The organism is Thermococcus litoralis DSM 5473, from assembly GCF_000246985.2.
GTDB classification, from domain to species: Archaea; Methanobacteriota_B; Thermococci; order Thermococcales; family Thermococcaceae; genus Thermococcus_A; species Thermococcus_A litoralis.
Map to the genome: position 1 here is coordinate 1,940,235 of NC_022084.1, position 22,481 is coordinate 1,962,715.

At 42.4% G+C, this 22,481-nt stretch carries 33 protein-coding genes; 13 read left to right on the plus strand and 20 right to left on the minus strand.

Annotation, left to right across the window (positions count from 1 at the left end; all coding sequences use genetic code 11):
• The first annotated feature begins 27 nt into the window (after nt 1-27).
• The gene (locus tag OCC_RS10640; protein WP_004066190.1) at nt 28-870 is read left to right on the plus strand and encodes a universal stress protein; all 843 of its coding nucleotides are present in this window, start codon (nt 28-30) and stop codon (nt 868-870) included.
• 93 nt (nt 871-963) lie between these two features.
• Here OCC_RS10640 and OCC_RS10645 read toward each other — a convergent pair whose 3' ends face one another.
• The 5 genes from OCC_RS10645 to OCC_RS10665 are packed head-to-tail and all read right to left on the minus strand — an operon-like array spanning nt 964 to nt 5,172.
• Nucleotides 964-1,617: a hypothetical protein gene (locus OCC_RS10645; RefSeq protein WP_004066191.1), complete on the minus strand. Its 654-nt coding sequence runs from the start codon at nt 1,615-1,617 to the stop codon at nt 964-966.
• Nucleotides 1,614-2,327: a creatininase family protein gene (locus OCC_RS10650; RefSeq protein WP_004066192.1), complete on the minus strand. Its 714-nt coding sequence runs from the start codon at nt 2,325-2,327 to the stop codon at nt 1,614-1,616. Before OCC_RS10650 ends, OCC_RS10645 begins: the two co-directional genes overlap by 4 nt.
• Nucleotides 2,324-3,475: a glycosyltransferase family 4 protein gene (locus OCC_RS10655; RefSeq protein WP_004066193.1), complete on the minus strand. Its 1,152-nt coding sequence runs from the start codon at nt 3,473-3,475 to the stop codon at nt 2,324-2,326. Before OCC_RS10655 ends, OCC_RS10650 begins: the two co-directional genes overlap by 4 nt.
• Complete coding sequence (locus OCC_RS10660; RefSeq protein WP_004066194.1) at nt 3,453-4,376, minus strand: lysylphosphatidylglycerol synthase transmembrane domain-containing protein; 924 nt, start codon at nt 4,374-4,376, stop codon at nt 3,453-3,455. The genes OCC_RS10655 and OCC_RS10660 overlap by 23 nt, the downstream gene beginning before the upstream one ends.
• Nucleotide 4,377: 1 nt before the next feature.
• On the minus strand, nt 4,378-5,172 hold the full coding sequence (locus OCC_RS10665; protein WP_004066195.1) for a UbiA prenyltransferase family protein: 795 nt from the start codon (nt 5,170-5,172) through the stop codon (nt 4,378-4,380).
• An 86-nt stretch (nt 5,173-5,258) separates the two neighbouring features.
• On the opposite strand from OCC_RS10665, the gene OCC_RS10670 reads away from it, so the two are divergent.
• Nucleotides 5,259-5,588 carry a helix-turn-helix domain-containing protein gene (locus OCC_RS10670; protein WP_232194566.1) on the plus strand — a complete coding sequence of 110 codons (330 nt, stop codon included), beginning with the start codon at nt 5,259-5,261 and terminating at the stop codon, nt 5,586-5,588.
• A 3-nt stretch (nt 5,589-5,591) separates the two neighbouring features.
• Here the strand turns inward: OCC_RS10670 and speE are convergent, their stop codons facing one another.
• The 4 genes from speE to OCC_RS10690 all read right to left on the minus strand — a co-directional run bounded on the left by speE (nt 5,592) and on the right by OCC_RS10690 (nt 8,803).
• Entirely contained in the window at nt 5,592-6,440 is an 849-nt protein-coding gene (gene speE, locus OCC_RS10675) for a polyamine aminopropyltransferase (protein WP_004066197.1), read from the minus strand.
• A gap of 110 nt (nt 6,441-6,550) precedes the next feature.
• A complete protein-coding gene (gene speD, locus OCC_RS10680; protein WP_004066198.1) occupies nt 6,551-6,922 on the minus strand; it encodes an adenosylmethionine decarboxylase in 372 nt (123 codons plus the stop codon).
• 57 nt (nt 6,923-6,979) lie between these two features.
• Nucleotides 6,980-7,456: a pyruvoyl-dependent arginine decarboxylase gene (locus tag OCC_RS10685; protein WP_004066199.1), complete on the minus strand. Its 477-nt coding sequence runs from the start codon at nt 7,454-7,456 to the stop codon at nt 6,980-6,982.
• 213 nt (nt 7,457-7,669) lie between these two features.
• Entirely contained in the window at nt 7,670-8,803 is a 1,134-nt protein-coding gene (locus OCC_RS10690; RefSeq protein ID WP_004066200.1) for a cation:proton antiporter, read from the minus strand.
• 93 nt (nt 8,804-8,896) lie between these two features.
• On the opposite strand from OCC_RS10690, the gene OCC_RS10695 reads away from it, so the two are divergent.
• Entirely contained in the window at nt 8,897-9,304 is a 408-nt protein-coding gene (locus tag OCC_RS10695; RefSeq protein WP_004066201.1) for an ACT domain-containing protein, read from the plus strand.
• Here OCC_RS10695 and OCC_RS10700 read toward each other — a convergent pair.
• From OCC_RS10700 to OCC_RS10735, 8 genes are read right to left on the minus strand one after another with little or no spacing between them, the layout of a single operon-like run.
• Nucleotides 9,287-10,810, minus strand: a complete 1,524-nt coding sequence (locus OCC_RS10700) for a proton-conducting transporter transmembrane domain-containing protein (RefSeq protein ID WP_004066202.1) — start codon at nt 10,808-10,810, stop codon at nt 9,287-9,289. The genes OCC_RS10695 and OCC_RS10700 overlap by 18 nt on opposite strands.
• Entirely contained in the window at nt 10,807-11,100 is a 294-nt protein-coding gene (locus OCC_RS10705) for a cation:proton antiporter subunit C (protein WP_004066204.1), read from the minus strand. Before OCC_RS10705 ends, OCC_RS10700 begins: the two co-directional genes overlap by 4 nt.
• Nucleotides 11,093-11,515 (minus strand): Na(+)/H(+) antiporter subunit B, encoded by a 423-nt coding sequence (locus OCC_RS10710; RefSeq protein WP_004066205.1) that lies wholly within the window; start codon nt 11,513-11,515, stop codon nt 11,093-11,095. The genes OCC_RS10705 and OCC_RS10710 overlap by 8 nt, the downstream gene beginning before the upstream one ends.
• On the minus strand, nt 11,512-11,757 hold the full coding sequence (locus tag OCC_RS10715; RefSeq protein ID WP_004066206.1) for a hypothetical protein: 246 nt from the start codon (nt 11,755-11,757) through the stop codon (nt 11,512-11,514). The genes OCC_RS10710 and OCC_RS10715 overlap by 4 nt, the downstream gene beginning before the upstream one ends.
• Nucleotides 11,754-11,984, minus strand: coding sequence for a hydrogenase subunit MbhD domain-containing protein (locus tag OCC_RS10720; protein WP_004066207.1), 231 nt, complete (start codon nt 11,982-11,984; stop codon nt 11,754-11,756). Before OCC_RS10720 ends, OCC_RS10715 begins: the two co-directional genes overlap by 4 nt.
• A complete protein-coding gene (gene mnhG, locus OCC_RS10725; protein ID WP_004066208.1) occupies nt 11,965-12,279 on the minus strand; it encodes a monovalent cation/H(+) antiporter subunit G in 315 nt (104 codons plus the stop codon). Before mnhG ends, OCC_RS10720 begins: the two co-directional genes overlap by 20 nt.
• Nucleotides 12,276-12,551 carry a monovalent cation/H+ antiporter complex subunit F gene (locus OCC_RS10730; RefSeq protein ID WP_004066209.1) on the minus strand — a complete coding sequence of 92 codons (276 nt, stop codon included), beginning with the start codon at nt 12,549-12,551 and terminating at the stop codon, nt 12,276-12,278. The genes mnhG and OCC_RS10730 overlap by 4 nt, the downstream gene beginning before the upstream one ends.
• The gene (locus OCC_RS10735; RefSeq protein ID WP_004066210.1) at nt 12,527-13,132 is read right to left on the minus strand and encodes a Na+/H+ antiporter subunit E; all 606 of its coding nucleotides are present in this window, start codon (nt 13,130-13,132) and stop codon (nt 12,527-12,529) included. The genes OCC_RS10730 and OCC_RS10735 overlap by 25 nt, the downstream gene beginning before the upstream one ends.
• Before the next feature lie 118 nt (nt 13,133-13,250).
• Here OCC_RS10735 and OCC_RS10740 point away from each other — a divergent pair, with 118 nt between their 5' ends.
• Together OCC_RS10740 and OCC_RS10745 are read left to right on the plus strand one after the other, a co-directional pair.
• Nucleotides 13,251-13,802, plus strand: coding sequence for a TIGR00288 family NYN domain-containing protein (locus tag OCC_RS10740; RefSeq protein WP_004066211.1), 552 nt, complete (start codon nt 13,251-13,253; stop codon nt 13,800-13,802).
• Entirely contained in the window at nt 13,753-14,277 is a 525-nt protein-coding gene (locus OCC_RS10745; protein ID WP_004066212.1) for a TIGR00288 family NYN domain-containing protein, read from the plus strand. Before OCC_RS10740 ends, OCC_RS10745 begins: the two co-directional genes overlap by 50 nt.
• Here OCC_RS10745 and OCC_RS10750 read toward each other — a convergent pair whose 3' ends face one another.
• Nucleotides 14,278-14,727 (minus strand): single- stranded DNA-binding family protein, encoded by a 450-nt coding sequence (locus OCC_RS10750; RefSeq protein ID WP_004066213.1) that lies wholly within the window; start codon nt 14,725-14,727, stop codon nt 14,278-14,280.
• Nucleotides 14,728-14,784: 57 nt separating this feature from the next.
• On the opposite strand from OCC_RS10750, the gene OCC_RS10755 reads away from it, so the two are divergent.
• The 8 genes from OCC_RS10755 to OCC_RS10790 are packed head-to-tail and all read left to right on the plus strand — an operon-like array spanning nt 14,785 to nt 20,537.
• Nucleotides 14,785-15,459: an adenylate kinase gene (locus OCC_RS10755; protein ID WP_004066214.1), complete on the plus strand. Its 675-nt coding sequence runs from the start codon at nt 14,785-14,787 to the stop codon at nt 15,457-15,459.
• A gap of 6 nt (nt 15,460-15,465) precedes the next feature.
• Nucleotides 15,466-15,747, plus strand: coding sequence for an MTH1187 family thiamine-binding protein (locus OCC_RS10760; protein ID WP_004066215.1), 282 nt, complete (start codon nt 15,466-15,468; stop codon nt 15,745-15,747).
• A gap of 1 nt (nt 15,748) precedes the next feature.
• Nucleotides 15,749-16,426 carry a class I SAM-dependent methyltransferase gene (locus OCC_RS10765; protein ID WP_004066216.1) on the plus strand — a complete coding sequence of 226 codons (678 nt, stop codon included), beginning with the start codon at nt 15,749-15,751 and terminating at the stop codon, nt 16,424-16,426.
• Entirely contained in the window at nt 16,419-16,817 is a 399-nt protein-coding gene (locus OCC_RS10770) for a ParB/RepB/Spo0J family partition protein (protein ID WP_048874643.1), read from the plus strand. Before OCC_RS10765 ends, OCC_RS10770 begins: the two co-directional genes overlap by 8 nt.
• Nucleotides 16,818-16,830: 13 nt before the next feature.
• Complete coding sequence (locus tag OCC_RS10775; RefSeq protein WP_004066218.1) at nt 16,831-18,342, plus strand: potassium channel family protein; 1,512 nt, start codon at nt 16,831-16,833, stop codon at nt 18,340-18,342.
• A gap of 11 nt (nt 18,343-18,353) precedes the next feature.
• On the plus strand, nt 18,354-19,475 hold the full coding sequence (locus tag OCC_RS10780) for an ATP-NAD kinase family protein (RefSeq protein WP_004066219.1): 1,122 nt from the start codon (nt 18,354-18,356) through the stop codon (nt 19,473-19,475).
• A gap of 49 nt (nt 19,476-19,524) precedes the next feature.
• Nucleotides 19,525-20,334: a hypothetical protein gene (locus OCC_RS10785; RefSeq protein WP_004066220.1), complete on the plus strand. Its 810-nt coding sequence runs from the start codon at nt 19,525-19,527 to the stop codon at nt 20,332-20,334.
• 56 nt (nt 20,335-20,390) lie between these two features.
• Nucleotides 20,391-20,537 carry a C2H2-type zinc finger protein gene (locus tag OCC_RS10790; RefSeq protein WP_004066221.1) on the plus strand — a complete coding sequence of 49 codons (147 nt, stop codon included), beginning with the start codon at nt 20,391-20,393 and terminating at the stop codon, nt 20,535-20,537.
• Between the two features lie 82 nt (nt 20,538-20,619).
• Here the strand turns inward: OCC_RS10790 and OCC_RS10795 are convergent, their stop codons facing one another.
• Entirely contained in the window at nt 20,620-21,639 is a 1,020-nt protein-coding gene (locus OCC_RS10795) for a cell wall-binding repeat-containing protein (protein WP_338010716.1), read from the minus strand.
• Between the two features lie 37 nt (nt 21,640-21,676).
• A complete protein-coding gene (locus tag OCC_RS10800; protein WP_004066223.1) occupies nt 21,677-22,354 on the minus strand; it encodes a metal-dependent hydrolase in 678 nt (225 codons plus the stop codon).
• Nucleotides 22,355-22,481 lie beyond the last annotated feature (127 nt).

Genomic DNA, 22,481 nt, shown 5'->3' on the forward strand with positions numbered 1-22,481 from the left:
TCATGACGATATATATCTGGTGGTCGCATGTTTGAAAAGGTGCTCTTTCCAACGGACTTCTCTGAGGTCTCTATGCACGCCCTTAGAGAGTGCATTCCCCAGCTGTTTGAAGTCGGTGCTAAGAAGCTCTATCTAGTTCATATAGTTGATATCACAGCTACGGATATAGAGGCAATAGAGCTTATGAAAATAGACGAGGAGGAGCTAAATAAGCTTGCCGAGGAAATGAAGGCAAAGGGAATTGACGTTGAACCAATCGTGAAAATTGGAATACCCTCATTGGAAATAGCTGAAATAGCTCAGGAGAACAATGTGGATTTGATTGTTGTGCCGTCTAAAGGTGAAAACATCCTCAGGCAAATGCTCCTAGGCAGCACTGCCTCAAACCTTGTTAGGGCAACTAAAAAACCTGTCTTGGTTGTAAAATACGAATGGGATGAGGAAGAGGAGAAAATTAAATGTCTCTCAAATTGTAAAGAGATTTTCAAGAGGCCCTTGATTGCTTTGGACTTTTCTGAATGTTCTGAAAAAGTTGTAAATGCGGCAAAGATGTTTGAGGAGCTAATCGAAGAAGCTGTTATTATTCACGTAGTGGATTATGGAAAGCCAGAAGACCTTGAAAAGAACATTGAAAACGCAAAGGCAAAACTGGCAGAATTTGCGAAGATGTTTAGCGTTCCGGTAAAAACTGAGGTGCTCACGGGAATAGCCTCGCATTCTATATTGGGCACTGCCCTGGCCAAAGATTCTTCGATCATAGTTATGGGCAAGAAGGGTAGGAGCGTTCTAAAAGACCTCCTTCTTGGAAGCACGGCAGAAAGGGTGGTTAGGGACTCAAAGCTCCCTGTCCTTTTAGTGCCGTGTGAATAACCTCAGACTGGAACGGCTTCCACATCAAGTTCGGTAGCTACCCTGTTGCCATCATCGGTTATTCTTTCTTTTTCCCTTGAGTTTAAAAACCTTTCATTGCTTGCTCGAGCTTTCTTTCAGGAGTGTTGAGAGCAGAATTTTTAGAGGTTTGTTCTTTACGAGTGCCAATGCTTCTTGGATCTCTTCGGAGCTTACGGTATCTCTGGCAAGGTAGATGTAGAGGGCATATGCCATGGTTTTTGGGTTGCCCTCGTTGAGTTCTTCAGCAGCTCTGGCGAGTTCTCCCATGCTTATACTGTCCGCCAGCTCTTTTAGCTTGACGTTATCATTTTCTTCAAGGGCTTCTCTTAGAGGCTTGTAAAAGCGATTTATAAGCAGGCGTGCCATCCTTTCTCTTTTATTAAGATAGTCAATTGGGGTTTCTTCCTCGGGCTTTCTGGAAGAGATTGCATAGTATCCAGCAGGCAAAAGGATGAAAAACACCATCAAGAGGATATAGGGAGTTAGTGAAAATGGCAGCATTTCTGCGTACCTGTATTTGAGATATAGAAGGAGCACTAGCCCTATAAACCCCCAGAGCATGAAGAAGAGCACATACATTTCGCTAATTCTCTGCCTTTTTTCGAGGAGCTTATATCTGGAGCTCGCCCCTATTTTGTCGAGAAACTCCAACCTGCTTTCGGCTAGCTCTATTTCCGCTTCGAGTCTTTTTATCCTTGTATCAATCTCTTTTAAAACTTCTTTCATAACATTCCTTCCAGGATTTTTGCTATTTTATCACTAACTACCTCCAAAATCTTTTCTCCCTTTTCTCTTGTTGCTCCTTGCGGATTATCATTGACTCCGTCTGGGAAAAGCTCAAGCCCTACATCTCTTCTTATTACTCTAACCGGCGTACTTCTCTTTTCGCCCTTTGCTTTCTCCATTTTGACGAGTTCCGGTGCTATTGCAAGCATTACTGAGGTCTCATCTTCTCCTGCGTGCCCTTGGGAAGAGCATATTTCAAGTATCTCTTTTCTGAAGTCCATCCACCAGTTTATTAGGATAATCCCGACGTCGTAGCTCTCTGCAACTTCTTCACTCGCCTCTATGAGCGGATAAACGTTTCCGCCGTGCCCGTTTAAGAGGATTATCTTTTTAAAACCCTCCTCTGCGAACTCACTCATCACATCCCTAACGTATCTCCTCAGACTATCTGCCCTCACGTTTATCGTCCCGGGGTAAACGTTCAGCACAAAGCTGTGTCCATACCAGATCGGAGGCGCTATCAGGATTTCTATTCCTTTATCCTTCAGCTTTTTTTCAACTCTCCTTGCAATTTCAAGGGGGGCAAAGACATCAGTGCCTAAAGGTAAGTGCTTTCCATGAGCTTCGACACTGCCCACGGGGAGAAGAATAGCGGATGCTTTGGCTTTTGCCATTTCAAATTCTTCCCATGTCAGCCTCTCCATTCTCATGAATTTCCCCTCTGGATATTTGAGAGAATTTCCTCATAAATCTTTTCTATTTCCACAACGACCTTATCCCAGGAATACTTTTCCTCAACAGCCTTTCTTCCCTTGCTTCCATACTGCTTTCTTAGCTCTTCATCGTTCAAAAGCTTCTGGATTGCCTCTCTCAGCTCAAGTTCATTTCCTGGAGGTACAAGAAGGCCGGCTTCATTTTCTTTAACTACTTCGGGTATCCCACCGACGTCTGTAGCTACAACTGGTACTCCAGAAGCCATGGCTTCAAGGACAACTATGCCAAATGCTTCCGAAGATACTGATGGTAGTACAAATACATCTGCCATTCTAAAAACCTCTGGAAGGACGTCATCCGGCACATATCCCATAAATACAACCCTGTCTTCTATCCCCAAGAACTTGGCTTGGGCTTTTAGGAAGGGGAGCATTTCTCCACTCCCTGCCATTACAAGGGTGGCATCTTCTATTTTGGAAAAGGCGTTCAAAAGCACGTGGGGCCCCTTGCGGTAGCTCATTCTGCTCACATAGAGCACTATATTGCCCTCAAGTCCGAACTTGGCTTTTATCTCTTCCCTATTCTTCGCAGGGAAGAAACGTTTATCATCAACCCCATTGGGCACTATTGAGATTGGAACTGAAGTAAAATGCTCTATAAAAGCCTTTGCAGCCTTGCTCACCGCTATTATTCGGTGGGGATACTTTAGATAGCTTGTGAAAAGAGGAATTGTGAATCCTAAGGCCTCCCAGAGCTTCGATTCATGGGCAAAAGAGATGCTGTGTGTTGTGAGCAGAGTGGCTTTTCCCATTGCCCTTCCGGCCTTAACTGCTTTTAAAGCGAGGGGGGTAAATGCGTGGTGAGAGTGAATTACATCAAAGTCCTTTAGAAATTCGTTGAGCTCTTCTGAGGACTTTAGCCCATATGTTAAGTTTACATCCAAAATAGGGCTCACAATCCCGGGAATTTTTATAAGTTCTATTCCATATCTCTCAAGATCCTCTTCTTTTCCGGTGGTTCTGTTGTTTGTAACTATCGCTACTTCATGCCCTCTTTTTCTGAGCTTTATGGCCAAATTGTGCATATGGGCCGCTACTCCCCCAATTTTGGGATAATACCAGTCACTGACCAATGCTACCTTCATGTTCACCACCTTCATCTAATGCTCCATAAAACAGAACTGCACCCAATATTGAGTATACGTACTGAAAGAGGAATTTATAAATAAAAGCCGTTACAGTAGCTTTTGTTGAGGTGCCGATTCCAAGAACAAGTCCAAACTCGTTTGCCCCAAATCCCGCTGGAATACCGCTAACCGAAGCAAAGAGCACGCTCATTAAAAACCCATATAAAGCCTGTTTCATTGAAATTTCCAAATTAAATGCCTTTCCAACTACGATGATTCCATAGACCTGAAGGAGAATTATCACCACAGAAAGCAAAAACGAGAGTAGAAAAATCGCCTTGTTTTCCTTTGCTCCGCTCCATCCCTTATGTATTCTCTCCAAATAACCCCTAAGGGTTGACACCAATCCTTTTAATCCAAAAATCTCCCAAAAACCCAATAAAGAATCAAGAGCTTTGTAAATGCCCTTTTCATAGATTAGGGCAACCAAGATAATGATTAATCCGAGGATTCCAATCTTCAAGAAGCCGATAAAAATGAGGGCAAATAAAAAGACCACTACCAGTTCTGTGCTCAGTCCAATTAGGAGAGAAGAGAGGGCTTTGAAGTAATCACCCCCAACGAGCTTGACTTTTGCAATATGCCCCACACTTGGTGGGAGAATTGTCATTAGATAATATCCACTTAAAAAGGCTCTTAGAGTTTTCCTGAAGCTCGTTTCCTGAACCTCTCTTAAGAACAGATACCACCTAAGAGAAGATAAGATAATGGTAAAAACAGAAAGCATAAAAGCCACAAGAAGGTACTCATGGGATGAAGTTTTTAGGGCTAATTCAAGCTCGATAAGGTTAATGCTCTTGTATAGATACGCAAGTGAAATTAAAAGTGCAATTAGAGCAAATATCCGTTTTTTGTTCATACTATACACCCAGCAATGCTTTCAAAGCATGAAAGAGTAGCAGAAAAACGACAACAACATCAAAGAGTCTATAACTCGCCCTAACTCCTACAATCGCTATCCCAAGGGCTCCAAAGGGGATGTTGAGAAGTGTTAAGAGGAGAGCTATTGAAAGACCCGAAAACGCCAATATAAGCTTCTCAGATAATTTCTTGCCAATGACAATTGGAGTAGTCTTTAAATTTGCTTTTAAATCGCTTTCATAGTCCTCAAGATGGTTTCTGAGCTCCATTGCGAATGAATACAGAAGAAGAGCTATCGCTATTGCAATTTCATACTTTGTTAAAATCCCATCGAAGTATGCACCATAAATGAAGGGCATTGCTCCGAAAAATATCCCGTGTGATACTACATCTACGATGGGCTTTGCTTTAAGTCTCGGCGGTGCTGAGTAAAAAGTAGCCAACAACAACATTAAAATGTAGATCATGAACTCTCTATAACTAAGGAAAAACGCAAATAACACTCCCAGAGCTGCAATTAGGGCTGAAGAGATAATACCCATCCTAAAGCTAAGTTCCCCACTTGCCACTGGGTTTTTGTTCCTCTTTTGGGGATTTTTTAAATCGGTGTCAACATCGAAACAATTGTTTATGGCAAATGCGTATGCAACATATAATATTAATGAAATTACAAGTATAATAGCACCTTTGAAATCGGGATTATGCCTAAAGTTCATTAACAAGCCGAGCAGGCCCATTCCTATGAACGATTTACCATCGACTATCCTGGTGTTTTTTATTACGGCCTTTAGCATACCATCACCACTCAACACCTTCCCAGAAAGGTTTATAAGTGTTTTCACTAAATTGTGAATACGTATGAAGAAAAACCTTCATAGTGATGGAAATGGAGGAGCTATTGAGAGCGTTCACAAAAACCCTTGAAAAATTCGAGCTTACAAGCTCGGAGATTAAAATATATTCCCTTCTCTTAAAGGAGCAGCTAACGCCAAGACAGATTGCAAAAAAGCTTGATTTATCCGAGAGAATTGTCAGGGAAAAGCTCAAGCACCTTCTTGAACTTGGACTGGTGGAGAGGGAGATGGTAAACAGAGGATGGCTCGGTTATATCTACAAAGCCAAAGCACCAAAAGAAGCCTTAAATTCCATTCTCTCCAAAATGGAAGAATTTATGGAAAATTTCCAAAAAGAAGCAAAAAAAGTACTCTAAAGTTCAGGCTTTGCCCTCAAGGAGTTCTCTAACGTACTTCGGCATCTGGAACAGAGTTTCGTGCCTTTCTGGATCATAGTACTGCAAGTTGAGGTCCTTAGCTCTATCTAAATCAATTTTTGTGAAATCTACGTCGCCCTTAACCCCAACTAGGAAGCTCCAGGGGGAGGCATAGCCTATCACGGGGAAGCTGAAGTAGTAAACCCTGTCAAAGACCTTCTTCATGTTTTTGTAGGCATCAAGCAGCTCGTCTGTGAAGAGGTAAACGCTTCCAGCTTGTGTAATATACAAACCTTTTTCTCCCAGAGCTTCGTACGCATTTCTATAGAACTCTTCACTGAACAGCAACTTTGCAGGGCCAACGGGGTCCGTTGAGTCCACGATTATGACGTCAAAGTGATCTTTGTGGCTCTTCATGTATTCGACGCCGTCTCCTATTATGAGCTCCGCTCTCGGCTCTTCTCCTTTGAGAGCTCTCTCTAGAAGCCCTCCATCGATTTTCAAGTATTTCATTGAAATCTCAACAACCTTCTCGTCTATCTCCACCATAACTGCCTTTTCAACGGTCTTGTGCTCAAGCACTTCCCTTAAAGTTCCCCCATCTCCCCCTCCTATGACAAGAACTTTCTTTGGATTTGGATGAGCGAGCATGACAGGGTGAACCAATGGCTCGTGATAACTTCTCTCACCATGTTCAACGAGCTGAACGGTACCATCAATTACAAGAAGTTTTCCAAAACCCTCAGTCTCATAAAGCTCTATCTTCTGATATTCGCTCTCTACTTCAGTTATTTTTGAAACAACTTTAAATCCCACGCCATATCCCTTGGGATACCACTCGATGAATTCCATTATGCTCACCTCGGTTGAAAGCTTATCAGATGTCTTTTAAACTTTTGCCTCCAATTTGCTTAATATTCAACAAAAAATCAGATTTGAGGAGGATAATAAAAGAAAAGAGATCACTCCTTAAAGAGAAGCCCCCTATCGAGCTTTACAACAGTTGGTTTTTTGCATTTTAATTCTTTGATAATATACTCACTCGCCTTAAGGGGCATCGTATGATCCCCGCACGTGTAAACATCAACGGCAGCATAGCCATGCTCAGGCCATGTGTGAATTGCTATATGGCTCTCAGAAACGACAACCACACCAGAAACGCCTTGAGGAGAAAACTTGTGGAAGCGTTTATCAATAATAGTCGCATTCGCTACTTCAGCAGCCTTGGTGAGTATCTCTTCTATTTTCTCCATATCGTCCAGTATCTCGGGATCGCATTCGTAGAGATCCAAAACAACGTGCATCCCTATTGGGGTTTCGACTACTTGAGCCATCGCCTTCACCTCCCTCCATCCACAACACCTCCCTCTACTTTTTGGAAAATTGAAAGATCAATAAGGCAGCATAACAACGGCTGCAACGGCAGCGGCAGGTTTATCCTTAACCGTTATCTCGGCAACGGCAGCTTTGAATTCCTTAAGTTTCCAGCCCCTAACTCTAAAGCCCTCTTCTACCATTTTCTTTACCATTCTTTCGGCTTCTTCTTTGGTGCAGTAGCCGCTGTATTCGTAGATCAGTCCTCCCGTGTTGTCCTCGCTAATCCCCACACCAAGAGCAGCGCTAATTGTTGATCCTGGTTCGTCGCTTTCTATGTGAGCGTAAACTGTGGGGAGGAGCATTCCTATTGGAATATTTTTGGGGAGCTCATCAATCCACTCGATGTGGGCTGGAATGACACTGCTGAGCTTTACCAAGTTGACGTTTCCAATCCCCATTTTGAGTAAAGCGTTATCAAATGCGTTTAATTTTGTTCCCCCCTCAGCACTTGCAGCGAGTAAAATGGCTTTTTTTGGAGTTGTCCAGCTCATACCGGTTTACCTCCTCTTTTTTCATATATTTTCTGGTTAATCATGATTTTGAGCTTATTTAACTAAGAATTCTGCTGTCAATTTGGTGTTACATGTAGGTTTGCTTATAAACCTTTCGCCTTTGCCCAGAATAATTGTAAAAAGGGACAGATTGTTCCATATCTCCTTAGAACGTCTTGAAAAGATCTAAAACCAAAAATAGGCTAGAAAAAGCTAGGAATTTTTAGGCGAGAGAACTCTTCCAAGTGTCGTGGAGACGAACATTCCCAAGATACTGGCCAAAGATGCCAGTGCATAGAGGTGCTGACTTAACACTCCATATTCGTATCCTAGCTCACCCACAAGCAGTCCAAGAACTCCAAAGCTCGCTATTCCGCTTGCCCTTACTATCGTTTTTCTAATATCCTTGTTCCAGGTGAACCCCATGGTCAGGAGGAGTCTGATAATATAAACTAGGATAAAGAAATAAACCACTTCCACTGAAAATTCAGTTTCAAAGTTTATTCCTCTCCATGCAAAGAAGATTGGGGCAAAAATACCGTAGGTTACACCGGATATTATTGTGTGCACCCTCTTATACTGCTTGGTTCCCATTAAGTCGCTGTGAAGCAAAAGTCCAACGATAAAGGCGCCAATACTGAAGTGAAGTCCGATCATTTCGCTGGCAAGTGCTATTGAAGTTGCAAGGATCATTACCAGGCCAAAAACTGCTTCATCACTCTTTAAATTCCTGAGTGCTCGAATTATCAATACCTTGTGCTTGACGTTTAAGAAATAGTTTATTCCAAGGAGGACTCCTAAGAACAGCCCATCTTTTAATAGTTCAACAAGTAAGCCGAAATACGTTAAGTGATAAACTTCAAAGTTAACTAGGAGATACAGGCTAACAAGGGCTCCAATTTCGCTTATTACTGCATACGATAGGGCTATATGCAGAAAATCCCCTCCAAAAAATCTGGACAATCTTAGAACTATGGGGGCAGAGGCAACGGAGAGTATTGACCCTACTATAAGATTCTCATGGGAGATTGTATAATCTGTGAAAGGGAGGGTTATGAAGGTCATCAAGGCATAGGTCAGGATGTAAAGGGGAAGGCTCTTTTTACCGCCGAGATGAACTTCCTCCGGAGTGAGCTCCAATCCGGCGTACATCATTAGGAAAAATATACCAAGTTCTGCGAGAAGGTTTAGCTCTTCCCTGGGCATTGAAGTTAGAAAGGCTCCTAAAAGTAGCCCTGCTGAGATCTCTCCGAGAAAACCAGGATATCCTAAGTGTTCAAATATCTCAGCAAAAAGCCTTGCAATTGCGATTATAATGAACACATACCCAATTACGCCAATTTCCACGAGTGCACCTCCACCCTTTCTGGTATTTCCTTTATTAAAAAATTTTTCTAAAAGGGAAGAAGCTTTTTATTTTGTGAAGCATTAGTTATCCTCATGAGGCACTATGAAATTTTAAGGATTAAGGAGAACGGAAAGATAGAGATACCGCTGGAATGGGCATATGAAGTAGGGCTTGTTAAAGACGCTTACTTCTTAGTGGAAATTGATACCGATCTAAATGAAATTCACCTCGAAAGGATAGCCCTTCCGGGAAAAGAGCTTGTAGAGATTGAACTCGTTGTTAAGGACAAACCGGGGGTTCTGGCTAAAATCACCGGCACTCTTGGGAGGCATAGGATTAACATCCTATTCAGCGAAGCTGAGGAAATGGAGCAAATTGGTCTTGGAGCAATAGTTGCAGTTGTTGATGTAAGTCAGATGGATATAAGCAAAGAAGAGCTTATCGCAGAACTGCAAAATATTGAAGAGGTTATGGAAGTTTCGCTAAAGGAAATTGAATAAAAACAATAGCAACACAGCAGTGAAGAGGAGCATATAGGCATTTATCTCTTTGCCCAGGGTTTTGAATTGCTCCGGTGTAAAAGCCCTAAGGGATACCTCAAAGACTCCCAGCTTCCTGAGCAGGTAAAAGATAAAGATGGCAATGGCGAGGCTGATTGAGTCTTTGAGGACGCTGAGATGCGGATAGAGGTAGATGCCTCCGAAAAGTGTTAGGATCCCAAGAGACAATGAAATCACTTCTTTTCTCTTGGGAATTTCAATTTTTTCTCCTTTTTTCGAAAGATAATAGTTAAGCTTTGTAAACGACACCAGAGTGCCGATTCCTCCCGCATAAAAAGCATATTTCAGAAATCCCTTGAGGTTCTCAATTAGCATAGCCTTCCCAAATGCTCCGATAAAGGGACTAACACCTCCGATAGCAAGGCTCAGCAAAATGATTGCAAGCATTAAAATCTTATTATTCCTATACGATAGTTTTTCCAAATCCCGAGTTTCATAGTGCTCCGCTAAGCTTCCTACACTTAAGAAAAGGCCTCCCTTAAAGAGAGAATGAGCTAAGGCATAGTAAGCTGCGGCCAAAGGATTTAAGAGGGCTATTCCGAGAAGTACATATCCCATCTGGGATACAGTGTGATACGCCAAAAGCCTCTCGGAGTTTTTCTGTAAGATTGCCATTACTATGCCAAAAAACATAGAAAGGAACGCCAGAGCAAGCAATGTTTTTTGCACGAAACTATTGATTGGGAACGTCAATGTGAGAAGAATCATCCCGTATGCAGGAGCTTTGACTACAAGGCCGGAAAGCAAGGCACTTACTGGAGCGTCTGCCTTAGAATGAGCGTCTGGAAGCCAGAAGTACAGAGGGAAGATGCCACTCTTCAAGAGCAGAGATGTAAAAGATAGTGCTAAAGCTGCGTTAATCTCTCTCGACATTCTCAGGTTTTCTTTTATAAGGGCTAGGTTCAGGTAGCCTGTTTTCAGGTAGATAATCCCTATCCCCAAGATGAAAATGTATGAAGCCAGAAGGGAAAAGACCGCGTATTTGAAAGCCGCCCTTCTTGCTCCTTTCTCCTTTGAAATTCCCACAAGGGCAAAGCTTGCTACCGATGCTATCTCCATGTAGATGTAATAATTGAAGAGATCCCTGCTTATAAAAGCTCCTAGGAGTCCCGAATGAAGAAGGAGGATGAGTACATAGGCCTTGTTTTCAATTTTTCTTGGGTAATAGCCCCACACATAGAGGGCAACAAAAGCCGAGAGAATGAGCTCTGCCACTATAAAGGGGACGTTATAAGTATCTACGGCAACTTCAATGCCAGAGATTCTGCTCCAGTTTCCGACAACTTCATTGGAAGGGATATCATTGATTATTTGGGGTAGAATAAGCCACGGGGACAGCATGCCGATCAGGAACAAATACTTGGAGAACTTTTCTCTCCTTAGGGCTGGAAGGATGGAGGTTAAAAATGCCATAATAAGTGGAAACGCAACGATAAGAGGAATCATTCTTCTTCCCTCCTCATCTTTAGGATTAATGCCAACGCAAGGGAAGTTATGGCAACATCAACAACGAGAGTGGTCAGCATAAGGGTAGCGGGTAAAGGATCAACGACTTTTTCCCTGGGCATTATTGGAACGTCTCCACCCTCTACATAGCCAGTTCCAATAAAGAAGAGGACAAGCCCTATGGAGACCACGTTTATGGATAGGACTATCTTGATTAGGTTTTCCTTTGTCATGAGACCATAGAGTCCTATGAGGATTATTATGATTCCAGCAAGTTCGGGATTAATCACGTTCTACCCACCTCAGCAGGATGTAAAACATGAACGTAAATGCCGCTCCAACCTTTAATGCCACGCCTATGTTGAATAGGGGAATTATTCCACCGCTTATAAGGGAGCCGAGCTCTCCTCCTCGCAAAAAGTTGTAGAAAAATCCACCGGAGAATACGCCCACTGTTGCTAGGAGGGCTAAAAATTCCCCCGAGACCCCTTCGATGAGCTGAACCTCCCAGAATTTGAAGGTTTTTCTAACCCTGTTGTAACCGTGAGAGGTTATTAAAAGGATAATACTGACCGCTAATATAACCCCCGCCTGGAATCCTCCTCCCGGGCTTAAATGACCATAGACCATTAGATAAGCGGAATAAGCCACTAGAAACGGGCTTATGAGCTTTGTCGTAGTTCGCACTATTAGGCTCATTTTCATTTTTTCTTCCCTCCTAGGAGGATGTAAAACCCAGCTACAGCGGTAAAAAGAAGCGTTGCTTCTCCTAAGCTGTCGTATGCTCTCCAATCAGCCAAGATTGCCGTTACGAGATTTGGAATTCCAACTTCTTTCCAGTTGGTTATGTAGTACTCGTAGCTTCCCCCTTCGCTTTTGGAGTAATCCAAGCCGGTGAAAACATAAGCAAGAGCTAGGAGTAAAAGAATGGCAACTAATCGCTTCACTTTTCCACCTCCCGAATCGTAAAGAGAAACACGCCTATGACAACTGCCCCTACAACAATGGCAGAAAGGGCAACGTCGGGGGCCTTTAAAAGGCTCAACACAAGAACAAAGGCTAGGCTGAGAAAGGCGTATTTAACAACTGCGCTAACTAGGTTCTCTTCCTCTACCACGGCGATGGATAGGAGGATCATGGTCAAAAGAAGTACATCAAGGATTATCCCAGGCATACATATCCACCACAACTTTTGGTTTTATTCCATACTTATAGGCTCCTCTCGCTATTGCATGGGAGACCATGGGGTTTATTAGGGCTATTAAAAACGCCAGCACGAGAAATTTTAGCTTAATCAGCAGGGAAGCCTCTGAAGCAATTGCTAAGGCTATGAGAATGTTCATTGCTCCGCCGGTGTCGCACTTTGTTGCCGCATGAAGACGAGTATACACATCGGGAAAGCGGAGTATCCCGAGAGTTCCGAATATCATTATGGACTCTCCAAGGAGAAGAAGGAGGTATTCTATCACTTTGCCCCCTCCATGTACTTTGCTAATATCAGTCCTCCGACAGCGTTAACCATGAGAAGAACGATTGCAAGGTCTAAGAAGAAGTACTCCTTTGCTATGAATCCGAAAATGGCTAGTATAATAACTGTTTTTGTTGTTATGGTGTTTATGCCGACTATTCTGTCAGCTAAGGTTGGGCCAAACAGTACGCGATACGATAAAACCAGAGAGGTAATCACTAGCACTACTGCACCCCATCCAAAAGGACTCACCAGAAGATTTTCTTCAACCATGCTTCGATGTCCCCCTTAATCTTTTCACCCGCAACCTCTCTGTTGAGCGTTTCAACATCTATCCAATGCACGTAAAGATAAGTTTCCCCGAGTTTTTTGTCGACGTCGAGGGTTAAAGTCCCGGGAGTGAGGGTTATGGAGTTTGCTAAAATTGTTATTCCAGTATTTGAGTGCAGGTCGGTCTTGATCTTTATTATTCCCGGGTTTATGTCCATTAATATAGCATGTTTCGCTACCTTAAAGTTGCTTTCGATTAACCGGAATGCCATGATAAAAAGGTACTGGGGAATAACAAAGAGACCTATATAAAGAATCTTCTCTACAATATGACCCGTCTGCCTTATATCCTCGGTGAGCATTTCATACATGAAGAGAGAAATCACCAGGGTTGCTATCCCTCCGATGAATAAATTCTCTATCCGTGCATTTCCACTTATCACTATCCAGAAGGAGAAGAGTGCAATCCAGGTAAGGACTACCTGTTCCCATTTTGGGAGCTTTTGGGCTTCATAGGTTTCGTACAATACCCTCTGCCTTATCTCGTCAAGCCTTTCCTTAAGGTAGAAAGGGACTCTGCTCATGTTTTTTACTAGACTTTCATCGATTATAACCCTTTCGTCTGGCCTTTTCCTTAAGTTTTTTATACTTTAAAGTTATATTGTTCCATGTATACTCTTCATAATGATTGCGGTGATAACGATGCCTAGTAATTGGGAGAGGATAGTATCGATGACAAAAGAAGGAGTTAAGAGTATTGCAATGATGAGGAAGAAAATTCAGCGAGGAAAGAGGATTGCTCTCCTTATAGATGGGCCAAATATCCTTAGAAAGGAATTCAATGTGCACCTTGAGGATATTGTTGCAGCATTGGAAGAACTCGGCAATATAAGGGTAGCGAAAGTCATTCTGAACCAATATGCTCCTCAGGGGCTTATTGAAGCAGTTGCAAATCAAGGTTTTGAACCGATAATCGTTGCTGGAGAAACTGGAGTGAAACTTGCCGTCGAGGCTATGAGGGAAATATACAATCCAAACATTGATATTATTGCTTTGGCAACGAGAAATGCGGAGTTTCTTCCGATAATTTTGAAGGCAAAAGAAAAAGGAAAAGAAACCGCCATAATTGGAATTGAGCCTGGGTTTAGTGCCGCTTTAAAACATGCTGCGGATTACGTAATTATTCTTGAAAGGGGTGAGGTAGATGAGAACAGCACTGTTCAGAATACTGAAAAGAGAAGAAAGAGAGCCTAAGGAAAAAGAAAAGCGAGAAAAAGTTGAAACTCCCCAAAAGAGCATAGGGTTGATAATAGATGGCCCTAATATACTAAGAAAGGAATTTGGGATTAAGCTCGAAAATATTAAGGAGGCACTTGAGAAGATTGGGAAAATCAGAGTAGCTAAGGTTGTCTTAAATCAATACGCTCCTCAGGGACTTATTGAGGCAGTTGTTAACCAAGGATTTGAGCCCATAATAGTTGCCGGAGATACAGACGTGAGGATTGCCATTGAGGCGATGGAGCTGATATACAACAGTGATATAGAGATCATAGCCTTGGCTACGAGGGATGCGGACTTTCTCCCGATAATAAACGAGGCAAAGAGAAAAGGCAAGGAGACTGTAGTTATAGGAGTTGAACCTGGGTTTAGTATTGCACTTCAGAATGCAGCAGATTATGTGATAAAAATGGAGGGAAAAAGCTACCAGAGTGAAGGATACGAAGAATAGCTACTTTTCGAACTCGAGTTTTAGGGATGTATGCTCCCTTTTGAGCCTCTCGATAGTTTGGGCAATTTCATCGCTGAGTTCTCTTAGTTTCTCCGAAAGTTTGCTCAACTCCTCTATCGCAATCTCTAGGGCTTTTTCGCTTTCTTCAACCTCTCTCATAGCCTCCGCAAGCTTTTCCTCTTCCTCTTTCTTGTAGACCTCGATTCTCAGCGTGTCATAGTACCACTCTATCTCTCCATTTTTGATGTTGAACTCTATCGAAATTCTTACGACGTCTTCTTTTTTCACGCCCATTTCTTGGAGCTTATCAAAGAGGTATTGGTTTAGCTGGGCTGACGCTCTTACAACTTCCTCGGGGTTAAGCTTACCGCGTGTTAAGGCGAAGAGAACTTTTCTAACTTTGTTTGCATACCCACTCGCCCTAACAAATCCGGTTGAGAGTCTGGGCATGAAACATCACCATAATACTTTAATGCACTGGAGGTATATATCCATATTGGTGATCGAATGAACATTCTGATTTTTGGGCCTCCGGGTTCTGGAAAGTCGACACATTCGAGGAGAATCGTTGGGAAATACGGCCTCGATTACATAGCCTCCGGTGATATAATCCGGGCAGAGATAAACAAAGGAAACGCCCTTGGCTTGGAGATGAAGAAATACATAGAAAGGGGCGAGCTTTTGCCTGATATCGTTATAAACACCCTCGTGCTTTCAAGATTGAGGAGAAAGAGGGAAAACTTCATCATTGACGGCTACCCAAGAACGGCTGAGCAAGTATTAGCCCTTGAGAACTTCCTCTACGATCACGGCATTAGGATAGACCTAGCGATAGACATTTTCATCTCAAAGGAGGAAAGCATAACGAGAATCTCCGGGAGGAGGATATGCAAAAACTGTGGGGCTGTGTACCATATAAAATACAACCCACCAAAAATCCCTGGAAAATGCGATATTTGTGGAGGTGAGGTTGTTCAGAGAGAGGACGACAAGCCGGAGATCGTTTCTAGGAGGTACGACATTTATATCAACAACATGGAGCCCATCATTAAATTTTACAAGGGACAAGGAGTTTACGTGCAGATAAACGGACATGGGGGAATTGAGGAGGTTTGGGAGAGGATAAGGCCTCTCTTAGACTACATATGGAATAGGGAAAGAAAGAGAGAAGAATTCCGGTGATATAACATGGCGGTAGCTGAAATTTGTATTTTCCCTCTTGGTACGCAAACACCGAGTGTAGGGAAGTATTTGGAGCCAGTATTTGAAGTGATCAAAGAAAGCGGATTAAAGTACATGACGTGCCCAATGGGAACGGTTGTTGAAGGAGACATTGATGAAATACTCGCTCTCATTAAGAAGTGTCACGAAGCAATATTTAAAACTGGAGCTCAGAGAGTTGTGATAAGTGTAAGGATCGATGACAGAGTAGATAAAGAGCTTACAATAGAGAGCAAGCTGGGTGTATAACGTGGAATACTTCGATAAAATCGCCCCCCGCTACGATGAGTGGTATAAGACTAAAGTCGGGCGCTATGTTGATAAAACGGAAAAAAGGTTAGTATTCTCTATGATAAAAACCAAAAGCGGAAAAGCCCTTGACCTTGGATGCGGAACTGGTAATTATACCTTGGAGCTCTATAAAAGAGGGTTTGAAGTTGTTGGAGTGGACGTAAGTGAAGAAATGCTAAAGATAGCAAGAAAAAAGCTCCCAAATGTTAAGTTCATTAGGGCAGATGCATATTCGTTGCCCTTTGAAGACAACACATTTGATTTAGTTTTGAGCATTACAATGTTTGAATTTATACATAGGCCCGAGAAAGCTCTTGGGGAAATTTATCGTGTTTTAAAACCTGGAGGAGAAGCGATCATCGGCACAATGAACGGTAGAAGTTTATGGTTTCTCTTCAAGCGCTTAAAAAGTCTTTTCGTGGAAACGGCATACCGCTATGCAAGATTTTATACACCAAGGGAGCTTGAAAGGCTAATGAAGGAGGTGGGTTTCAGAGATGTGGAGAGCAGAGGGATTATATACTTTCCTTCATTTTTCCCCTTTTTGGGGCTTGCTGAGAAGCTTGACCAAAAGTTCAGCGATAAGCTAAAGAACTTTGGGGCATTTATAGTGGTTAGGGGAGTTAAAGGTGATTAGACTTATGACCAGAGAAGAGGCATTTAAAAGAGCAGAGAGGATAAAGAAAGAAAATGAAGTCCTTTATGGTGTACCGTTTGAACTAGAGCATAAGTATCTCCCCCTTGATGTTCTCATACCGACCCAATGGGAACTGAGTGAGAAAAAGCTGTTAGTAGTGCTTCAAGAGATAGCTCACGGTTACGATGCTCCCGTTATAGTTCTAGAGCACAAGGGAAACTATTATATCTTGGACGGTCACCACAGAGCTTACGCTAGGAAAAAGCTGGGCTTTTCACAAATTGAGGCAATAATCCTTAAACCCATCAAAGAAATCCCTACAAAAATCGAGGAATCCGTGAAAAAAGTAAGATTAAAAAGTCTTGATGATATCGTGATAGCTAAGGAGTAATTTCGGTGGGATCATGTGCGAGTATATCTTTGAAAATGGTGAAAAATGCAAAACAAAGTCTTTAGCGCGTTCAAAGTACTGCTCACTCCATATTCCTTTTGATGAAGGTGAGTTGCTTTATGGAGAAAAAATAAAAGAAATTAAAGAGAGGGCCTTTAAGAGGAAACTGGAAAGGGGAGTTAGGTACTTTGAAGGTGTACAGCTGTATGAGGCTAAAATTTCTAACCTAACAAGTGAGAAGCCTCTCGTCTTTAAGAACTCGAAGATAAAGACGCTTATCGTTGAAAATTCCAACCTAAAAGGACTATCTATTTTCAACTGCGAGATTGAGAGGGTTATACTGCTGGCATCGTCTCTAGGAACAGTATGGGTAAAGAACTCTGTCTTTTTTGGGTTTAATATTCTTGATATCAAGTTTGAGAACTCAATTTCTGTGAAGAACAGCACGGTTCGATATTTGATGATGAATTCCGTTCAGTATGCGGAGCGAGCTATATCAGGTGAGGAAGAATATGGGGAAAAGGAAACAATTCACGGGAGAATAGAATTCTCAGACCTCAAAAACGTTAGAAGGATAGGGGTAAATTCTAGGTACCCCCTGCTTAAGGAACTTTTAGAGGAACATGGAATAAACCTATCTGGAATATCAAGGAAGCATGTAAAGGCAAAGATCTTTCTCATAAAAAATGTAGAATTTGATCCCAGTCCTAGGTTTAAGAGGCAGGTGAGGGTATTCATCAGAAACTTTGATGGGGTCCTTCAACTTGAAAACCTTGAAGTTCCGGGACACGTGGAGATAAGAGGTGGGAGGTTAAAAGTTCCTGAGTTTGTACACACCACAATTTACAATAATCTGGTCTTTAGGGGCGTTGTATTCTATGGAGATACAACATGGAACTTAACGGTACTTCCAAACCTTCTGGCAGAGTTGAGTGTGAGGGGGTTCGTGATTCTTGAAGGATGCAGCTTCAACAATCCAACAATGGAGGAATTTTTCTACCGCCTGGCAAGGATCACATGGGAAAAAAGCGGAGATAAAGAGAAGGCAGATCAATATTACTATTTGGAGATGCTCGCTAGAAGAAAGCAAAAGATGGGAAGGTACATTGCATACCTGCCCAAGCTTGGAATTGGGATAAGATTTCCTCGCATTCCCTCTGGTAGAATTGGAACCAAGATAAAACACTATATCCATCTTCTGGAAGGACTTTTTGAGTGGTTTTTTGCTGATTTGACGTGCAAATACGGAACAGATTGGAAAAGGCCAATTGTTATTTGGATATTTATGGTCAATCTAGTATTTCCGACTCTCTTTTATTTCACAAGAAGCGTCACAAGCTCTGGTGTGCCCCTGAAGAGCTTCCTTGACTACGAATATTTTAGTGTAGTGACGGCAACAACCCTTGGTTATGGAGATCTTCATCCAATAGGCATTGGGAGGGTAATTGCTTCAATTGAAGCCCTCTTTGGAATGTTCATGTGGGCTGTCTTCCTGACGGTCTTTGCAAGGAAATACATGAGATAAAGGTGAGAAAAATGATAGTAGGCTTGATAGTGAATCCAATAGCTGGAATGGGTGGTAGAGTTGCCCTTAAAGGTACTGATGGGGTTGTAGAGGAAGCCATAAAGCGAGGAGCAAAGCCTGTGGCGCTTGATTTTACAAAGCTTTTTTTGAATGAGCTTTCTCATTATGATGTCGATGTTGAATTTTTAACAGGGCCTGATGGACTAGGAGAGGATGCCCTTAAAGAGTTCAGCTTTCCCTATAAAGTTATTAAGCACAGAGAGATCAAATATAGAGAAATATCGGGAGTTAAAATTCCGGATACCACAAAGGAAGATACAAAAACACTCGCTAGGCTGATGAAGGACAATGTAGATATACTGCTCTTTGCAGGGGGGGATGGAACGGCAAGGGATATATATGAAGCAATAGACAAGGAAAAGCCCATTCTTGGAATTCCAACCGGAGTTAAGATGTTCTCAGGGGTTTTTGCCACCTCTCCAGAAGATGCTGCAAAACTTCTTGTTGCGTTCGCAAAAGGAAACGCAAGGCTTGTGGAGAGGGAAATTCTCGACCTCGATGAGAATGCGTACAGGCACGATGAAGTAAAAGCAAAGCCCTATGGAAAAGCCTTAACTCCCTATGTGGAGACCCTTGTACAGGGAGCAAAGGAGACTATCCCACTTGATGAAGAGGAAGAACTTGATGCTATAGTGGAGGCCATTGTAGAGGAGCTTGAGGATGGGGTTTACTTTCTGGGAGCTGGCTCAACGATAAAAAAGCTCAAAGACATGCTTGGAATAGACGGGACACTCTTAGGAGTGGATATAGTTGAGATAAAAAACGGGAAAGCGAAGCTCCTCGTGAAAGACGCCCAGGAAAAAGATTTGCTGGAATACCTCCATAGAAACCCAAGAATTATTGTGACTGTTGTAGGGGGTTTGAACTTTCTTTTTGGTAGGGGCAACCAGCAGTTCTCTCCGGAAGTTTTGAAGCATATACCAAAGGAAAATATTATTGTTGTGGCAACTCCTTCGAAAGTTAAAGGGGCGATTAGGGTTTATACTGGAGACAGGGAAGTTGATGAGAGGCTTAAAGGCTACATAAAGGTTAGAATCTCTCCTTGGGCGGAGAGAATTGTAAAAGTTATCTAAGCTCAAGGTTTATAACTTGGGAACCCTTTTCTATTTTTGGTGGATAAACGTGAGATTTGAGGTGCTTAGTAAAGAGGATATGATGAAGCTTTCGAAGGAACTCAGTAAAGAGGGGATAATGAATAAAACCCGGGAAGAGCTTGGATGGGAGCTTCACTACCTCATTGTAATCAAAGACAAGTTCAGTGAGCTGATTAGGAAATCTGAGGGTATTGAAGTACTTGAGGATACTCTCGAAGAAATAAGAGCAACTTTTGATGCCCTTATGGATGAATGGAATGTCGGAGAAGAGAAAGAATTTAAGGAGCTCTTTGATGAGGTAAATATTCCCAAGCTGACGCTCATAACCGCCTTGATAGAGAACGGATATGTTGAGGGGGAAGAGAGGCTCAGGCTTGTTAAAAAGCCCAAACTTGATGAACTTGAAATTGAGCTCAGGTTTAACATTGATGAGCTTGAAGACGTGCTGGGGGAGATAGAAGATAAGCTCGATGCAACCCTTACAACTGAGCTTTCCTTTATGAGAAAGTACTTTGTTGAAGTTCTTGAGATTGAGGAAGAACTGATAAAGAGGGCTTTGGAAATAGCGGAGGAATATGCTACCGAGGAATCTTTAGTTGAGGCAATGTTCGTGGGAATTGGAAAATCTGTGCTGGCAAATACAATACTAACAATAGCCGAAAAGAAGGATACAAAAATGGAATTAATCGAAACCCTCTTGGAACATGAGCCATTAACCGTAGAAGGGAGGAGAGAGAAGATAAACATATACTTTGACGAAGAGGCAATAGAGGATATATTAAAAGAACTGCAGAAAATGGGTTACCTGAAAGTAAAAGGGAACAGGATATGGCTTTAATAGGGGGATAAAGCTTAAAAATCAATAACTAAATTAGAGCATGGGGGTGGGGGAGAGTGGCGGTGCTTAAGGCAATAAAAATCAAGGACAGGGACGGGGAGATCTTTTTTAGATGTCCAAGATGCGGGATGGTCTTTAGAAAGAGCAAGGATTACATCAGGCATATAAACAAATCCCATGGGCATCTTTTTAGAAAGGCCTGATTTTGTTCTTTCCTTCATTTATATAGGGGATGAAGAAAAGTCAGGACGCTGAGATGTGATGAGCGGTAGGGCTTTCTGACCTCTATTCCTTAAGGTCTATTTCCTTCACAAGCTTGACAATGAAGGTTTTGCCGATTTTCTCTCTCTCAACCAGCTGCTTCTTTTCAAGCTCTTGGATTATTCTGCTCACTGTTGGTCTTGAGTAGCCGGTAAGCTCTGGGAGGTCTTCTTGCTTTACTTTTCCACCCTGTTCTATCAGGGCTTTTACAACAATCCTTTCCTTTTCTGTCAGCACTTCCACGGGGATCTTGTGGGAATACCATTTCTTCTTTGCCCAGTACAGTGTTATCGGGAGGGCAATTGTTAGTGATAGTATGGCACCTATGAGAGAATACCTGTATGGAGATGGCTCTTCTGGAGGGGACACGGGAGGCTTTTCTACGTTCTTTCCGAGCCAGTAAGTTTCATATCCCATATTTTTCAGCTTTACTTCAATAGTCTCATTCAATCCTGTTCCAACCAGAATAACAAGGTTTGGCTTTAGATAGTTTAATCCCGCGATTGCGTGCTCTGAGAGATCGTTTTCTAAAGTTAATAGGAGTGGTAGATTATATTCCATTGCAAACTTTGATGCAGCAAGGGCAGAGCCGTAATCCAAAGCACTAGCCAGAACCACTGCTTTTGACCCTTGAGGGTAAAAGTGAACAGCTAATTTTTCCGCTGTTTCAGTCCTCACATCCCCTCCTATCCTCGTAACGCTGTACCCCATCTTAAGGAGCTCGTCCTCAACTTCCTTGCTAACCGCGTTTGAGTTCCCAACTATCAGGACTTTTTTCCACCCTAACTGGATGTATGAATAAAGCTGAGCCCATGTTTTCTCATCCAACTTTTGGGGATTAACGGGAAGAACAGGAATGTTAAGAAGTCTCGCATAGGGCTGGACGGTAATATAATCTATAAAGTCATCGTTTCTAACTATTATCAAGTCGTACTCAGGTCTATTCTCTTCCTGCTGGGCATAAATCGGGATGGCTATGAAAAAGGCAAGTATTAGGGCTGTAATGATTGTTAATGTGATATACTTAATCCTCAATACACTCACCACATTGAAGCTAAAAAAAGAAAGTTTAAAAGGTTTTTCAAAGCTCAAAGACTTCTCCTGGTTTTAGTATAATGACCTCTGCTTTGTCCCCAACAAGCTCTTTGAATTCTTCTGGATCCCTAGCTATTGGTGGGAAAGTTCCATAGTGCATTGGTATAACGTATTTCGGCTTGAGGAGTTCAACGGCCTTTGCCGCCTCTTTGGGCCCCATCGTGAAGTGTCCCCCTATTGGAAGCAAGGCAAGATCTATTCCGTAAAGTTCAGCGAAGAGCTCCATGTCCTTGAAAACGTAGGTGTCTCCAGCGTGGTAGATTTTCTTTCCTTCAAGTTCTATGATGTATCCGCAGGCGTTTCCAATGCTGTATTTTCCGTCGCTGCTTGAATGCCATGCTGGAACTTGAATTATTTTGACTCCTTCAACCTCAGTTGGGCCGTAGTTCATTCCTATTGTCGTTATACCCTTGTTGTTTTCTACAAGATAATTGGCTATGTCGTACATTGCTACTATCTTTGCCCCAGTTTTTTGGGCAATTTTTACTGCATCGCCAACGTGATCTCCGTGTGCATGGGTTACAAGAATCAGGTCAACCTTATCAAAGTCCTCAGGTTTTGCTGCTGCATTTGGGTTCCCGGTCAAGAATGGGTCTATTAGTATTCTTTTTCCTTCTCCCTCTATTTCAAATGCCGCATGCCCTAGAAACCTTACCTTCACCATCATACCACCTCCCTAAACGTCCGAGTACAAATAATAACAAAAGATTACTTAAACCTTTCGAACAATTCGAAGGTGAAGTTTTCCGTTTTAATATGCGATCGACCAAAATTAAGGTCAAAATGGGCGC